Raw genomic sequence first — 14164 nt, forward strand, 5'->3', positions numbered from 1 at the left:
TCACGCCGACCTCGCCATCGGGACCGCGTCGCGGCCGGCTCTCGCCCCGGACCGGCCGAGATCGTCCACCGCCATCAGGATGGCGGCCATCGCGTCCCGGGCCGCGAACGCCTCGCCGATGCGCCCGGCGCGCTGCCGGAACCCGGGATCGTCGAGCACCCGCGACACCGCCTCGCCCACGGCCTCGGACGTCGGTGCGTTGGTCCCGAGATTGACGCCGACGCCCGACCAGCCGATCCGCGCGTTTACCTCGGCCTTGTCCTCGGTCAGCCCGGCCGAGACGATCGGCACCCCGGCGGAGAGCGCCTGCGAGACGCTGCCGTAACCGCCATTCGTGACGAGCACGCTCACCCGGGGCAGCAGCTCGCGGAACGGCAGGAAGCAGGAGACGCGCGTGTTGGCCGGGATCGGCCCGCGCAGCACATCGACGGGACGGCCGCCCGTGGTGGCCAGGACGAGCAGGTCGTCCCGATGCGCCAGAGCCGCGAGGGTCGGCTCGACCAGCTCGCCGAAATCCGCGTTGGCGAGCGTTCCCTGTGTCACCAGCACGACCGGCGTGCCCGCCGCGTTCGCCCGCTCCAGCTCCGGCCACCAATCCGGCAGCGGTGCCGGGGGCGTGGGCGGCTGCAGCAGGCCGATGAAGCGCACGCCCGGCGGCAAGGTGCCGTAATCGTACTCGAAGCCCGGCACGGTGGGCTGGAGGAACAGGTCCGGCAGCAGCACGATGGAGTGCGTCAGCGAGGCCGGGATCGGCGGCAGGCCGAGCCGGGCCAGCTGGGCGTCCGTGTAGGCGCGCACCGGGTTGACGAAGGCCGCATCCATTCCGGCCTTCAGAGCCGCGTAGCGAACCTGCTCGGCCTGGTCCCGGGCGGGCGGCAGGCCGAGACCGACGGGCGCGTGGTCGGGTCGGTCCAGGAACAGGAAGCTGACATTGACCGTCGCGATCGGCGGCCGCGGCGCCGTGTCGAGCAGAAGGGGCAGCACGCCCAGGAACATGCTGCCGGCGACGATGACGTCCGGCGCTTCCTCGGCGATCAGCCCACGCAGGGTCGCGGCCTGGACCGGCATGGGATCGATGAACCGCCGCTCGAACTCGCGCCGGTAGCGCTCCGGTCCGGCGGGCAGGTCGGTCTCGCGGAACGTCGCCGAATCGTTGTCGGGATAGCCCGTGAAGCGCAGGCCGGCCGCCTCGACCTTCGGCTGGAAGGCCGGATCCGTCAGGACCAGAACCGCGTCCCCGCGCGCGGCGGCGGCACGGCCGACGGCGAGCAGCGGGTTCACGTGGCCGGTCAGCGGCGATGCGGCGATCAGGATCTTCATCACGGCCTCCTCGGGCAGGGCCGGTCGGCCGAACCCCGCGTCACCCGGCGCCGTCACGTAGGCGGCAGCCGCCGCAGCGGCGCGGGTCTCAACAGCAAAATCGCGCGCGCCGCCGGTCGGTTACGGTTCGCCAGAAACCTTCGTGCGGCGTCGCACAAGCTGTGCCGCAAGACATATCCCAAATCAGAAGCTGCATCACCGGCCTATCATCGATAGCCTTTGGTTCCACCCCGGCATCGAACCGGACGGCGGACGCGGTTCAATCGACGACGATCACGCGGTTGGGCAGCTCGTCCGGATCACCGATCCCCGCCGGAAGATTCTCCGCGAGGCACCGGCCGACCTGCTCCACCGCCACGGTCAGCCCGGCCTCGATCGCGCCGCGCCCCAGGGCGGTGACGAGGTCGGCCAGGATCCCGTCCCAGGCGGCGGGCGCGATGTGCCGGAGCACGCCGAGATCCGTGACAATCTCCGCATGGCGCTCGGCGAGCGAGAGGTAGAGCAGGATGCCGGTGCGCCCGCGCGTGAGGCTCAGGCCGCGGGACCAGAAGGCCCGCTGGGCCGCCTCGCGGGCCCGGGCGCTGCGCAGCCGCCGCGGCACCAGGGCGAGGCGCAGACGCTCATTCTCGCTCGCCACCAGGATCGCGGCCACGAGGGCGGCCTGGGTCAGGACGATCGACGCCGCGCTCCAACTCGTCAGCGCGATCAGCGGCCAGGGCAGGACCAGCGCGGCGATCAGGGCCGCGAGCAGAGTGATCGACCGGTAGGCGCCCGCGCGGCGGCTCACCATCACGACGATCTCGCCGGACGTGCCGGCCTCGGCCCGCGACACCGCCCGCGCGAGCCGTTCCCGCGCCTCCGGCGTCAGCACGTCCGCGCCCTTACCAGTCACCGGAGGCTCCTCCACCGCCCGACGAGCCGCCTCCGCCGGAGAATCCGCCGCCGAAGCCCCCGGACGAGCCGCCATCCGAGAAGCCGCCGCCCCATCCGCCCGAGCCCGGGCCCGGCAGGATGATGATGCCGCCGCGTCCGCCCCGGCTTCCAACCCGGCCGCCGCCGCGGCTCATGCGCCAGGCGACGAACAGCACGATCAGGAACAGGATGATGAAGACCGCGACCTGGCCGCTATCCACCTCGTCGGCGCGCACCTGCGGCTTGCGCTGCCACTCCTGCGCATCACCGGCCAGGATCGACAGGATCCCGTCGACGCCCGCGTCGAGGCCCCCGTAAAAGTCGCCGGTCTTGAAGCGGGGCGTGATCGCGCTGGCGATGATCACCCGGGAGAGCGCGTCGGTGAGGGCGCCCTCCAGCCCGTAGCCGACCTCGATCCGAACCTTGCGCTCGCTCGGCGCGACGAGCAGCAGGACGCCGTTGTTGGTCTTGGCCTGCCCGAGCTTCCAGGCCCGGAACAGGCGGTTGGCGTAATCCTCGATGGTCGTGCCCTGGAGATTGGGCACGGTGGCGACGACCACCTGGTCCGAGGTCTTATCCTCGTGCGCCTTCAGCTTGCCTTCGAGCTGGCCGCGCTGCTCCGGCGTGAGGATGCCGGCCACGTCGACCACGCGGCCGGTCAGCGTCGGGAAGGTCAGCTCGGCGGCGAACGCCCCGACCGCGTAGATCGTCAGGCAGGCGCAGAGGACGGCGAGCGCCAGGGCGAGCCGCACCCGGTTGGGGATGCTCCGGCCCATGGGCGGCATCCTAGAACTTCACGTTCGGCGGCCGGTCGGCGTTGGGCGTCGCCGTGAAGGTCTCCATCGGCTTGGCGTCGGGATACAGGAACGCCGCGATCCAGCGGCCCGGGATGGTGCGCACCTCGGTGTTGTAGGCCTGGACGGCCGTGATGTAGTCGCGCCGCGCCACCGCGATGCGGTTCTCGGTGCCCTCCAGCTGCGATTGCAGGGCGAGGAAGTTCTGGTTCGACTTGAGATCGGGATACTTCTCCACCGTCACCAGCAGCCGGCCGAGCGCGCCCGACAGCTGGTTCTGGGCATCCTGGTATTCCTTGAACTTCTGCGGGTCGCTGATCGTGGACGCGTCGACCTTCACGCTCGACGCCTTGGCGCGCGCCTCGGTGACGCCGATCAGCACGTCCTTCTCCTGCTGGGCGTAGCCCTTCACGGTCTCGACGAGGTTGGGGATCAGGTCGGCGCGGCGCTGGTACTGGTTCTGCACCTCGCTCCAGGCGGACTTGGCCTGCTCCTGCAGGGTTGGCACCTGGTTGATCGCCCCGCAGCCCGACAGGCCCGCGGCCACCAGGATCACCGAGAGCACGCCGAGGAGGCGCGCCGCCGCGGATGTCGGGCGCCATCCGCCGGCGCTCAGCGTCGTTCCCATATCGTCCCCCGTTCGCCGGGCCGGTCCGGCCCGTTGATCACAGGACCGAGAGATAAGGGCGCGAACCGCCAAGGTAACCCCCTGGCCGGCGCCGCCTTGAAGGATTGTTGCTGCGCCCGGTAAGGCGTCACGGGCAACGGACCGCGCCGCGGGGCGTTCGGGAGATCGAGTCGGAGCCGCGGAGACCGGGAATGGATGCAGCACTCGCCGACCATGTCAGGGCCGCCAGCGCGGCCGCGCGGCGCCACGCCCTGGCCTTCAAGGCGCCGTCCGGCAAGGACGCGCTGCCCTGGTCCGTCATCGAGGCGTTCGACGCCAAGATCCGCGGCCACGTCGCCCGCGACCCGCGGATCGAGGACGAGCGCGACCGCGTCCTGATCGCCGCCGTGAAGCTCGCCGAGACGCCGGTCGAGGAGGGCGAGGACAGTATCGCCGAGGCCCGTGCCCATCTGGTCGACGCGATCGCCTATCTGGAGCAGGCGGTGCTGCGCTTCGGACTCGTCAACCGGGAGGGGGCCAAGCTCGGCTACGGCACCTACGGCCAGCCGGTCGGGTCCCGGGACTAGCCGGCCGCGGACCGGGATCGCCGCCAGATGTCCGCAGACCTGCCCGCGGCCGCGACCCTGAGCCGCCTCGACCTTAAGACGCTGCGCCTGTTCGCGGCGATCTGCCAGGAGGGGACGCTGAACGGCGCGGCCCGGCGGGCGGCGATCGCCCCTTCGGCGGTGAGCAAGCGCCTCGCCGAGCTGGAGCACGCGCTGGGCTGCACTCTGCTGACCCGCGAGCCGCGCGGCATGCGGCTCACGCCCGCCGGCGAGACCCTCCTGCATCACACCCGCCGCATGCTGGCGAGCGCCGAGCAGATCGCCCTGGAACTCGCCGAGCACGCCCGCGGGGTCCGCGGCTTCGTGCGCGTGCTCGCCAACCTCTCTGCGATCGTGGAATTCCTGCCCGAGGATCTGCAGGCCTTCCTGGCGGCGCAGCCCGGGATCCGGCTCGACCTGGAGGAGCGCCCGAGCGGCGGCGTCGTGGCCGGTGTCGAAGAGGGACTCGCCGATCTGGGCCTCTGCGCCGACACCTCCGACACCCGCAGCCTCACCGCCTATCCGTACCGGAGCGACCGCCTCGTCCTGGTGATGCCGGCCGGCCATCCCCTGAGCGGGCGCGGCGGCGTCGCTCTCGCCGACACCCTCGACTACGATCATGTCGGGCTGCACGCGGAGAGCTCGATCTACGCCGCCCTGCGCGACGAGGCCCGGCGCCTCGGCCGTCCGCTGCGGCTGCGGATGCACGTGCCGAGCTTCGACGCGATCTGCCGGATGGCGCAGGTCGGCATGGGCCTCGGCACCGTGCCCGAGCATGTCTACGCCCTGCTCGGGCCGCCGATGCGCCTCGCGGCGGTGCCGCTCACGGATCCCTGGGCGCAGCGCACGCTCTCACTCGTGGTCCGCCCGGGTCCCCTGACGCCGGCGGCGACGCTCTTGCTGGAGCATCTGCGCGCCGCCGCGGCCGGCGCGAGGCGAGATCCGGCCTAGAACGCCCGCACCGTCGTTCTGGGGCGCCGCAGGCGAGCCCGGAACCCAGACACACCGCGTTTATATGATTTTGGCGCCTCGGCGGCTCTGGATCCCGGGCTCCGCCGCGCGGCCCCGGGATGACGAATCTGTCATCGCAGACGTGGTCCGCGTCCGGAAATCCGAAGCTGCGTCGCCCCTGTGCTCCCAGACCCTGCGTTCTCCACGCGCGAACGCAGGGTGGCGCATGACGTTTGGACTTCGCGGCGGCAACGGCAGTATGGCCGGGACAACAAACGATGGAGGAAAGCCGTGTCCGGTCCGCTCAGCGGTATCCGCGTTCTCGAGCTTGGTCAGCTGATCGCCGCGCCCTTCGCGACGCGGCTGATGGCCGAGTTCGGCGCCGAGGTCATCAAGGTCGAGCCGCCGGGCGAGGGTGACCCGCTCCGGAAGTGGCGCAAGATGCACGAGGGCACCTCGCTCTGGTGGTACCTGCAGTCACGCAACAAGAAGTCGATCGCCGTCAATCTGAAGTCCCCGGAGGGCCTCGACATCGTCAAGCAGCTCGCCACGAGCGCGGACGTGGTGGTCGAGAACTTCCGCCCCGGCGGCCTGGAGAAGCTGGGGCTCGGCTGGGACGTGCTCTCGGCGCTCAACCCCAACCTCGTGATGGTCCGCATCTCCGGCTACGGCCAGACCGGCCCCTACCGCGACCGCCCGGGCTTCGGCGCCATCGGCGAGTCGATGGGCGGCATCCGCTTCACCACCGGCAGCCCGGATTCGCCGCCCGCCCGCGTCGGCGTCAGCATCGGCGACACCCTGGCCTCACTCCACGGCGTGATCGGCGCGCTGATGGCGCTGCTGCGGGTGAAGACCGGGCAGGGCGCCGGTCAGGTCATCGATGTCTCGCTCGTCGAGAGCGTGTTCAACGTCATGGAGAGCCTCGTCCCCGAATACGACCTGCTGGGCGAGGTCCGCACCCGCACCGGCGGCGCCCTGCCGGGCATCACGCCGTCGAACACCTACCCGACACGCGACGGCGGCTACGTGGTCATCGCCGGCAACAGCGACCCGATCTTCCGCCGCCTGATGACGGCGATCGGCCGGGCCGACCTCGCGGACGACCCGGCGCTGCGCAACAACGAGGGCCGCTCGCAGCAATCGGCGATGCTCGACGGCACCATCGCCGACTGGTCGAAGACCCAGACGGTCGAGGAGGCCCTCGCCGCCCTCGCCGCCGCCGACGTGCCGGCCGGCCGGATCTACTCGGTGGCCGACATCGTGGCCGATCCGCACTACCAGGCGCGCGACATGATCCTGCAGGCGGAACTCCCCGGCGGGACCGCGGTGAAGATGCCCGGCATCGTGCCGAAGCTGTCGGAGACCCCCGGTGAAGTCCGCTGGCAGGGGCCGGCACTCGGCGCCCACACGGATTCCGTGCTCGCCGAACTCGGACTCGACGATGCGCGCATCGCCGCCCTGCGCGCGAAGGGAGCCGTGGCATGAGCGCCTTGTCGAGCGACGCCTTGATCGTCCAGGAGGTCGCCACCCGCGACGGCTTCCAGATCGAGCCCGTCTTCGTGGAGACGGCGGAGAAAATCCGGCTGATCGACGCCCTGGCGGAGGCCGGCTTCAGCCGGATCGAGGTCTCGTCCTTCGTGTCGCCGAAGGCGGTGCCGGCGCTCGCCGACGCGGCCGCGGTCTTCGCCGGGATCCGGCGGCGGCCCGGCACGGTCTACGTCGCCCTGGTGCCGAACCCGAAGGGCGCCGAGCGGGCGCTGGCCGCCAAGGTCGACGAGATCAACCTCGTGGCCTCGGTGAGCGAGACCCACAACCGCGCCAACATGGGCATGAGCCCGGCCGACTCGATCGCCGGATTTGCCCGGATCATGGATTCGGTCCGCGGCGCGCCGGTGAGCACCAACGCCACGGTGGCCACCGCCTTCGGCTGCCCGTTCGAGGGCGACCAGCCGGCCGACAAGGTCCTGGCCCAGGTCGAGCGCTACCTGTCACTCGGCATCGACGGCGTGACGCTCGCCGACACCACCGGCATGGCCAATCCCCGGCAGGTCGCGCGTCTCGTCGCGCGGGTCCTGCCGCTGGTCGGACCGGAGCGCCTGACGCTCCACTTCCACAACACCCGCGGCCTCGGCCTCGCCAACGTGCTGGCGGCCTACGATGCGGGCGCACGGCGGTTCGACGCGGCGATCGGCGGCCTCGGCGGCTGCCCGTTCGCGCCGGGCGCGACCGGCAACATCTGCACCGAGGACCTCGTCAGCATGGCCCACGAGATGGGCGTGCCGACGGGCCTCGACCTCGCGGCGCTGATCGGCCTGTCGCGGGACCTGCCCCGCCTCGTCGGCCACGACGTGCCCGGGCAGGTCGCCAAGGCTGGACGGCCCTGCGACCTCCACCCGGCGCCCGCCAGGGCGGCTTGAGACTCTGTCAGCTCCTGCATCCTTGAGCCCGCGCGACATGATGGAGATCCCCCTCGCGCCCTCATTCTGAGGTGCCGGAGCGTAGCGGAGGCCTCGAAGGAGGCCTCCAGGGATCGCAGAGCCGTCTGGAGGGCTCCTTCGAGGCAGCTTCGCCGCACCTCAGGATGAGGGCGCGGGCTGGAGAGGCCCAATCGAACAGGCTCTGAGTTCACGCGGACAAGCCGCCCGCCCGAAGGCGGCACCGCGCACCACACGCCCCAAAAACACACAACGGAGGAAACCATGACCGCAGCCCTGTCCGGGTCGCCGGCCGCCGAGGCCGGCGCGGTGACCGAGAACGGCGTCGTCCGCAAGGTCGCGTGGCGGCTCATGCCGCTGATCATGATCTGCTACATGTTCGCGTTCTTCGACCGCATCAACATCAGCTTCGCCAAGTTCCAGCTCCAGAGCGATCTCGGCTTCAGCAACGTCGCCTACGGGCTCGGCGCGAGCATGTTCGTCGTCGGCTACGTGATCTTCGAGGTGCCCTCGAACCTGTTCCTCTACCGGGTCGGGGCGCGGCGCTGGATCGCCCGGATCATGATCTCCTGGGGCATCGCCACCGCGCTGATGATCTTCATCCGCAGCGAGTGGCACTTCTACGCCCTGCGCTTCCTGATCGGCGCCATGGAGGCGGGCTTCGCGCCGGGCATCCTCTACTACCTGACCATCTGGTTCCCGGCCTCGCATCGCGGCCGGATCACCTCGTTCATGTTCGTCGCCTCGGCCTTCTCGGGCATCTTCGGCGCGCCGGTAGCGGGCCTGATCCTGGGCGGGCTCAACGGCGTCGGCGGCCTCGCCGGCTGGCAGTGGCTGTTCCTGGCCGGCGGCCTGCCCTGCCTCGTGCTCGGCCTGCTCGTGCTGACGCGCCTCGACGACCGGATCTCCGACGCGCGCTGGCTCACCGAGCCCGAGAAGGCGCTCCTGTCCGGCCGCATCGCCCACCACAACCGCGAGATCGGCGACCACTCGCTGCTCGGGGCGATCCGGCAGCCAGGCTTCCTGATGATCGGGCTGATCTACTTCCTCCTGCAGATCGGCTCCTACGGGCTGAATTTCTGGGGCCCGGACCTGATCAAGACCGCGAGCGGCGGGCAGGCGGCCTCGGTGGGCTTCCTCACGGCGATCCCCTACATCTGCGGGGCGATCAGCATGGTGGTGATCGGGCGCCTGTCCGACGCCTCGGGCGAGCGGCCGAAATTCGTCGCCGGGCTGGCCATCGCGGCGGCGCTCGGCTTCTTCGGCGCCGGCCTGTTCGACAAGCACATCGTGCCGCTGATGTGCGCCCTGGCCCTGCTCGGCGCCGGTATCGTCGCCTCGATCCCGACCTTCTGGACTCTGCCGGCCAAGCTCGTCACCGGCGTCGGCGCGGCGGGCGGGATCGCGCTGATCAACACGCTCGGCCAGTTCGGCGGCATCGTCAGCCCGGTGATGGTCGGCTGGGTCAAGGACCTCACCGGCTCGACGACCCCGGCCCTCTACGGCATCGGGGTGCTCTGCCTCGTCGCGGCCGGGCTCGCCCTCTTCGCCCTGCCGGCGAGCCTGCGCCGGAGCGACCGCTCGGCCTGACCCGGAACGCGTCGGGCGTCCCGGGTCGGTGGATCACGGGGCGCCCACGAGGGCTGCGTGCCGGTAGTCCCGCGGCGTCGTTCCATGGCGCTCCTTGAAGCGGCGGGCGAAGTGGGCCTGGCTGGCGAAGCCGCAGCCGTAGGCCAGCAGGCCGATCGACAGATGGGCGCAGGCGGGGTCGGCCAGGCGCTGGGCCGCCGCCGCGAGCCGGCGCTCCCAGATGTAGTCGGCGATGTGCTGGCCGCGTTCGTGGAACAGCTCCTGAAGCCGTCGCAGCGACACGCCCATCGCGGCGGCGAGGTGGGGTGGGTCGAGCGCCGGATCGCCGAGATTCGACTCGACGAAGGCCTTGGCGCGCTGGACCGTGGCGTTGCCGTGGATGGAGCGTGGCACCTCCTGGGTCAGACGCTCGGCGAGGCCGGCCACGATCAGGTCGATCCCGATCGACGCCATCCGCGCCTTGCCGTCAGGGGGGAGCTGGTCGCCCACCCGGATCAGTTCCTGGACATAGGTGCTCGTCAGGGTCGTGGACGCGCGGTCGGCTCCGATCGTGAGGGCGGTGAACAGCCGGGACGGACCGAGCACGCGCTCCAGACGCTCGCGCGGCAGGTCGAGGATCAGGAAGGTGCCTGTCTCGATCGCGCTCACACCCGGGCGATGATCGAGCACGACGAACTCGCCGGCCAAGCCCATGGCCTCGCGTTCGTTCTGCTGGAGGGCATGGCGGCCGGATTGGGTGAAGACCGCGTAGAGGCGGTCGCCCCGGCCATTCCGCCGAACCGCCTCCGGCGTCACCTCGGTGCGCGTCGAGCTTTGGACGCTGCGCGTGATCAGGAGCGACCCGAACGCGGCGGCCTCGATCCGGCCGTGGAACCGTGCGGCGTCGAGGCTCCGGATCTCGTTCGGCACCATCTGGTCGCACATCACCTCCCGCCATCGGCGGAAGGCGTTCCTGGGATGGATCCCGTCTGTCGAGAAGAAGGTCTGCATCGCCCGTCGTCGCGTCGTGTGGTGTGTCCGGATCCGTCCGCCGCCGCGGGCTCAGCTCGCGCCGCTCCGGCGCTGCCCGACCCGGCGCCGTGCACGCCTCAGGCCGGGCTCGGCTGGTGGGCTGCGTGCCGGTAGTCCCGCGGCGTCGTTCCATGGCGCTCCTTGAAGCGGCGGGCGAAGTGGGCCTGGCTGGCGAAACCGCAGCCGTAGGCCAGCAGGCCGATCGGCAGATGGGCACAGGCCAAATCGGTCAGCCGCTCGGCGGCGGCGGCCAGCCGGCGTTCCCAGATCCAGTCGGAGACGTGCCGGCCGCGCTCGTGGAACAGTTCCTGCAGCCGTCGCAGCGACACGCCAACCGCGGCCGCGAGCTGCGGCGGGTCGAGGGCGGGGTCGCCGAGATGCACCTCGACATAGGCCTTGGCGTGCTGGACCACGACCGAGCCCTGGACGGGCCGAGGGACCTCCTGGGCCATCCGCTCGGCGATGCTGGCCACGATCAGGCCCACGCCGATTCCGGTCATGCGCGCGACGGCCTCCGGACCGAGCTGGTCGCGGATGCGGATCAATTCGTGGAAGAAGGTCGTGGTGAGTATCGTGGAGGCGAGGCCGCGCCCGACCGTCGGGGCCGTGTAGAGCCGGGCCGGTCCCAGGAGCCTCTCCAGGCGCGCGCGCGGCAGCTCCAGGAACATGGATTGGCTGCCCGCGCCGGACGTCAGCACGGCCGGGCGGTGATCGAGCACGAACAAGATCGCCCGTCCGTTGTGGGCAGGACCGGTCGTCCTGCGACGTGGTCGACACACCCGCGAGCTTGAAGACCACGACGAGCGTGTCGCCCTTCTCGAAGCGCCGGATGATCGCGGGCGTGATCTCGCTGCGCATCGGCCCTTGCGTGATGCGCGTCATCAGCAGCGGGCCGATCCCGGCGACGTCGAGCCGGCCCTCGAACGACCCGGGGTCGAGGCGCGTCTGCTTGAGGGGAACCTGGCGCTCGAGCAAGATCTCTTGCCAGCGCTGAAAACTGTTCCTCGGATGGAGCCCCACGATCGAAAACAGTGGCTGCATCAATCGTTTACCTTGTCTGGCCCCCCGTTCGCGCGATCGGGCAAAAAACATCGCGCTCCCGGACAAGATGCTCCCGTTTCATATTGTATATTATCTGCATCCTCAAGAAATCGTGGTTTGATAACTTGAGGTGATACGGAATTCAGACCCGGCGCGGCCTCACCCATCCGCCAGAACTCATGCGGTGCAGACGCTTACGATCTGACCTTCCAGAGAGCAGCCGATACAGCCCACAGTAGCGATGACGCAGATGAACAACCTGAACGAAACACACGCCTCCTTCATGCTGGAAAGGGTCGGCACCATCGTCGCCGCCTACGTGTCCCGCAATGCCGTCGGAATGGCCGACCTGCCCGGCCTCATCGACCAAGTTCATTCGGCGATCTCGGTCCTCCGGGGCGGCGGCTCGGGCGCAAACTCAGCCGGGCTGACGCCCGGGCAGGTCGAGGCCTCGATCCAGCGCGACGGCCTGATCAGCTTCATCGACGGCCGCTCGTATAAGACGATGAAGCGCCACCTGACGGCGAACGGCCTGACGCCCGAGCGCTACCGGGCCAAGTACGGCCTGCCGGCCGATTACCCGATGGTCGCCCCGGGCTACGCCGCCAGGCGGTCGGAGATTGCCCGGGCGATCCAGCTCGGACAGAAGGCCGGCTGAGCCATGGCGTCCGGCCTTTCGCAGGCTCCGGACCGGTCGCCGGAACCGCGTCCGGACACGGCGCGGTCTCGGGACGCCCTGGAGCGCGTTGCCCGGACGCTCGGCGTCCCGGTCACGACCTTCTTCCCGGACGAGGACCGTCCGGACGCGGCGATCGCGCAGGCGGCCGACCTCGTCTCCGCCTTCGTGGCAATCGAGAACCCGGCCGCGCGCCGGACCTGCCTGGCCTTCGTGCGGGCCATGTCGAGTTCCTGAGGAGTCGGGGGGCACCTCAGGAGGCTGGGTCGGAGACTGTTCGTTCCGTTGCGCGGGGCGGCTGCGGTCACCGGCCCAGCCACGCGTCAGAACAGGTGGCGCAGGAGGAAGAACAAGAGCGCCGCGAGCGTGATCGCCGCCGGCAGGGTCAGGATCCAGGCCAGCGCCATGTTGCGCACCGTCGACGTCTGGAGCCCGGAGCCGTTGGCGGCCATCGTGCCGGCCACGCCCGAGGACAGGATATGTGTGGTCGAGACCGGCAGGCCGTAGAGCTCGGCCAGCCCGATCGTGCCGGCGGCCACGATCTCGGCCGAGGCGCCCTGGGCGTAGGTGAGATGGGTCTTGCCGATCTTCTCGCCCACCGTCACGACGATGCGCTTCCAGCCGACCATGGTGCCAAGCCCGAGGGCGAGGGCGACGCAGACCTTCACCCAGCCCGGGATGTAGCGGGTGCCGTCGTTGAGCAGGCTGGAATAGCGTTTCAGCGTCGCCTTGTCGGTCTCGGAGAGGTCGGCCCCGGTGCCCGGCAGCAGCCGCACCGCGTCGGCGGCGAGGTACATGTCGCTGCGCAGGTTCTGCGTCTGGGCGGCCGGCACGGTCCGGATCGCCCCGTAACTCTTCACGCTTGCGGCGATGTCGTTCGAGAGCGCCGCGAGCGCGGCATAGACCGGCGGCTGGTCGAGCGCCTTCGTCTTCAACGCCTCCGTCACCGTCCGGCGCGCCGCGGCGGCGTCCGGCGCCGGTGCGCCGGGGGCGCGGGCGGAGAAGACCTGGCTCGCCGCCGTCGAGCTCTGCACGAAGGCCGGAGTCGTGTCGTCCGCCATGGTGCGGTTCAGCGCGTAGGCGGTCGGGGCGGCGCCGATCAGGATCAGCATGATCAGGCCCATGCCCTTCTGCCCGTCATTGCCGCCGTGGAAGAAGGAGACCAGCGTGCAGGTCAGGATCAGCAGGCCGCGGATCCACAGGGGCGGGGGCGTATCGCCCTTCGGCGCCTCGTAGAGGTCCTTGCGGCGCACGGCGAACTTGAGCGCGAGCAGCAGCAGGGCCGCCAGCACGAAGCCGCAGACGGGCGAGAACAGCAGCGCCTTGAACACGTTGAGCGCCTGAGTCCAGTCGACCCCGGAGGTGCCGTCGCCGCCGTTCATCAGCTGGTTGGCGAGGCCGACGCCGAGCACCGAGCCGATCAGCGCGTGGGACGAGGAGTTCGGCAGGCCGAAGGCCCAGGTCCCCAGATTCCAGATGATCGCGGCCAGCAGCAGCGCGAAGATCATCGCGTAGCCGGCATGGGAGCCGACATTCAGGATCAGCTCCACCGGAAGCAGGGTGACGATGGCGTAGGCCACCGCCCCGGAGGAGAGCATCACCCCGAGGAAGTTGAAGAAGCCCGACCAGATCACCGCCACGAGCGGCGGCAGCGAGTGCGTGTAGATCACCGTGGCGACCGCGTTGGCGGTGTCGTGGAAGCCGTTCACGAACTCGAAGCCGAGCGCGATCAGCAGCGCGAGCCCGAGCAGCGCGAAGGCGCCGTAGGCCAGCGGCGCCTCGCCGACCGCGTTCATGTCGGCGATCAGGCTCACGACGGCGTAGGAGAGCCCCGCCACCAGCACGAGCAGGAAGGCGACGAGGCCGCCCAGATGCATCCCGTGATCGAGGCGCGGGCCGCCCTCGGGCCTGCCTCGCGCGGCGCCCGACGGTATCACGGCGGAATCGGACATGCAGCCTCGCGCGAAATCATTTTTGGTGGTGAGCCGGGATTAAAATGCGCGCGTGACGGCCCGGTGACACAGCGCCCGTGACCGGTCGTGGAGACCGTATCCGATCAGCTGGGACCTTAGGATCAACGCGGGCGTCTCCGCCTAGCCTGTCTTCACCGCCGAAGATCCGGTCGCCGATCGATGAACGACGCGCCCGGGCCGGGTGACCGGCCGCTCCGACAGTCGCCTCGCCGTCAGGCGGCTGTCACACGCCTGACGCGATCGGGCCGC

At 70.6% G+C, this 14164-nt stretch carries 13 protein-coding genes and 1 pseudogene; 7 read left to right on the forward strand and 7 right to left on the reverse strand.

The features are described 5' to 3' along the window. From AC3WSN_RS25765 to AC3WSN_RS25780, 4 genes are all read right to left on the reverse strand, one after another. A complete protein-coding gene (locus tag AC3WSN_RS25765) occupies window positions 1-1320 on the reverse strand; it encodes a nucleotide disphospho-sugar-binding domain-containing protein (RefSeq protein WP_492541854.1) in 1320 nt (439 codons plus the stop codon). Between the two features lie 259 nt (window positions 1321-1579). Further along, window positions 1580-2212, reverse strand: coding sequence for a TPM domain-containing protein (locus AC3WSN_RS25770; protein WP_192706056.1), 633 nt, complete (start codon window positions 2210-2212; stop codon window positions 1580-1582). Beyond that, the gene (locus tag AC3WSN_RS25775; protein ID WP_373622222.1) at window positions 2202-3017 is read right to left on the reverse strand and encodes a TPM domain-containing protein; all 816 of its coding nucleotides are present in this window, start codon (window positions 3015-3017) and stop codon (window positions 2202-2204) included. The genes AC3WSN_RS25770 and AC3WSN_RS25775 overlap by 11 nt, the downstream gene beginning before the upstream one ends. 1 nt (window position 3018) lies before the next feature. Continuing rightward, window positions 3019-3654 (reverse strand): LemA family protein, encoded by a 636-nt coding sequence (locus AC3WSN_RS25780; RefSeq protein ID WP_492541857.1) that lies wholly within the window; start codon window positions 3652-3654, stop codon window positions 3019-3021. 191 nt (window positions 3655-3845) lie between these two features. Between AC3WSN_RS25780 and AC3WSN_RS25785 the strand changes: the two genes are divergently transcribed. The 5 genes from AC3WSN_RS25785 (at window position 3846) to AC3WSN_RS25805 (ending at window position 9214) form a co-directional block, all read left to right on the forward strand. Further along, window positions 3846-4220, forward strand: coding sequence for a hypothetical protein (locus AC3WSN_RS25785; RefSeq protein ID WP_192706059.1), 375 nt, complete (start codon window positions 3846-3848; stop codon window positions 4218-4220). Between the two features lie 27 nt (window positions 4221-4247). Further along, the gene (locus tag AC3WSN_RS25790) at window positions 4248-5189 is read left to right on the forward strand and encodes a LysR substrate-binding domain-containing protein (protein WP_492541859.1); all 942 of its coding nucleotides are present in this window, start codon (window positions 4248-4250) and stop codon (window positions 5187-5189) included. A gap of 291 nt (window positions 5190-5480) precedes the next feature. Continuing rightward, window positions 5481-6674: a CaiB/BaiF CoA transferase family protein gene (locus tag AC3WSN_RS25795; RefSeq protein WP_492541861.1), complete on the forward strand. Its 1194-nt coding sequence runs from the start codon at window positions 5481-5483 to the stop codon at window positions 6672-6674. Further along, entirely contained in the window at window positions 6671-7606 is a 936-nt protein-coding gene (locus AC3WSN_RS25800; protein ID WP_492541863.1) for a hydroxymethylglutaryl-CoA lyase, read from the forward strand. The genes AC3WSN_RS25795 and AC3WSN_RS25800 overlap by 4 nt, the downstream gene beginning before the upstream one ends. Window positions 7607-7888: 282 nt before the next feature. Further along, entirely contained in the window at window positions 7889-9214 is a 1326-nt protein-coding gene (locus AC3WSN_RS25805; protein WP_492541865.1) for an MFS transporter, read from the forward strand. 33 nt (window positions 9215-9247) lie between these two features. Here the strand turns inward: AC3WSN_RS25805 and AC3WSN_RS25810 are convergent, their stop codons facing one another. Both AC3WSN_RS25810 and AC3WSN_RS25815 read right to left on the reverse strand, forming a co-directional pair. Further along, window positions 9248-10204, reverse strand: coding sequence for a helix-turn-helix domain-containing protein (locus AC3WSN_RS25810; RefSeq protein WP_492541867.1), 957 nt, complete (start codon window positions 10202-10204; stop codon window positions 9248-9250). A gap of 98 nt (window positions 10205-10302) precedes the next feature. Then, window positions 10303-11266: pseudogene (locus AC3WSN_RS25815) on the reverse strand (helix-turn-helix domain-containing protein). A gap of 250 nt (window positions 11267-11516) precedes the next feature. On the opposite strand from AC3WSN_RS25815, the gene AC3WSN_RS25820 reads away from it, so the two are divergent. Next, window positions 11517-11924 (forward strand): Ros/MucR family transcriptional regulator, encoded by a 408-nt coding sequence (locus AC3WSN_RS25820; RefSeq protein ID WP_492541869.1) that lies wholly within the window; start codon window positions 11517-11519, stop codon window positions 11922-11924. A gap of 3 nt (window positions 11925-11927) precedes the next feature. Continuing rightward, entirely contained in the window at window positions 11928-12179 is a 252-nt protein-coding gene (locus AC3WSN_RS25825; protein WP_192706066.1) for a hypothetical protein, read from the forward strand. A gap of 86 nt (window positions 12180-12265) precedes the next feature. On the opposite strand, the gene AC3WSN_RS25830 is transcribed toward AC3WSN_RS25825, so the two are convergent. Beyond that, window positions 12266-13894 carry an inorganic phosphate transporter gene (locus AC3WSN_RS25830; RefSeq protein WP_492541871.1) on the reverse strand — a complete coding sequence of 543 codons (1629 nt, stop codon included), beginning with the start codon at window positions 13892-13894 and terminating at the stop codon, window positions 12266-12268. Window positions 13895-14164: the final 270 nt, after the last annotated feature.

It is taken from the genome of Methylobacterium sp. FW102-HT35C08 (assembly GCF_058790235.1).

What these genes read in the sequence shown, in the direction of transcription:
- AC3WSN_RS25765 (WP_492541854.1), bottom strand. Translation starts at nt 1,320, where the DNA reads ATGAAGATCCTGATCGCCGCATCGCCGCTGACCGGCCACGTGAACCCG.
- AC3WSN_RS25775 (WP_373622222.1), bottom strand. Translation starts at nt 3,017, where the DNA reads ATGCCGCCCATGGGCCGGAGCATCCCCAACCGGGTGCGGCTCGCCCTG.
- AC3WSN_RS25780 (WP_492541857.1), bottom strand. Translation starts at nt 3,654, where the DNA reads ATGGGAACGACGCTGAGCGCCGGCGGATGGCGCCCGACATCCGCGGCG.
- AC3WSN_RS25785 (WP_192706059.1), top strand. Translation starts at nt 3,846, where the DNA reads ATGGATGCAGCACTCGCCGACCATGTCAGGGCCGCCAGCGCGGCCGCG.
- AC3WSN_RS25790 (WP_492541859.1), top strand. Translation starts at nt 4,248, where the DNA reads ATGTCCGCAGACCTGCCCGCGGCCGCGACCCTGAGCCGCCTCGACCTT.
- AC3WSN_RS25800 (WP_492541863.1), top strand. Translation starts at nt 6,671, where the DNA reads ATGAGCGCCTTGTCGAGCGACGCCTTGATCGTCCAGGAGGTCGCCACC.
- AC3WSN_RS25805 (WP_492541865.1), top strand. Translation starts at nt 7,889, where the DNA reads ATGACCGCAGCCCTGTCCGGGTCGCCGGCCGCCGAGGCCGGCGCGGTG.
- AC3WSN_RS25810 (WP_492541867.1), bottom strand. Translation starts at nt 10,204, where the DNA reads ATGCAGACCTTCTTCTCGACAGACGGGATCCATCCCAGGAACGCCTTC.
- AC3WSN_RS25820 (WP_492541869.1), top strand. Translation starts at nt 11,517, where the DNA reads ATGAACAACCTGAACGAAACACACGCCTCCTTCATGCTGGAAAGGGTC.
- AC3WSN_RS25825 (WP_192706066.1), top strand. Translation starts at nt 11,928, where the DNA reads ATGGCGTCCGGCCTTTCGCAGGCTCCGGACCGGTCGCCGGAACCGCGT.
- AC3WSN_RS25830 (WP_492541871.1), bottom strand. Translation starts at nt 13,894, where the DNA reads ATGTCCGATTCCGCCGTGATACCGTCGGGCGCCGCGCGAGGCAGGCCC.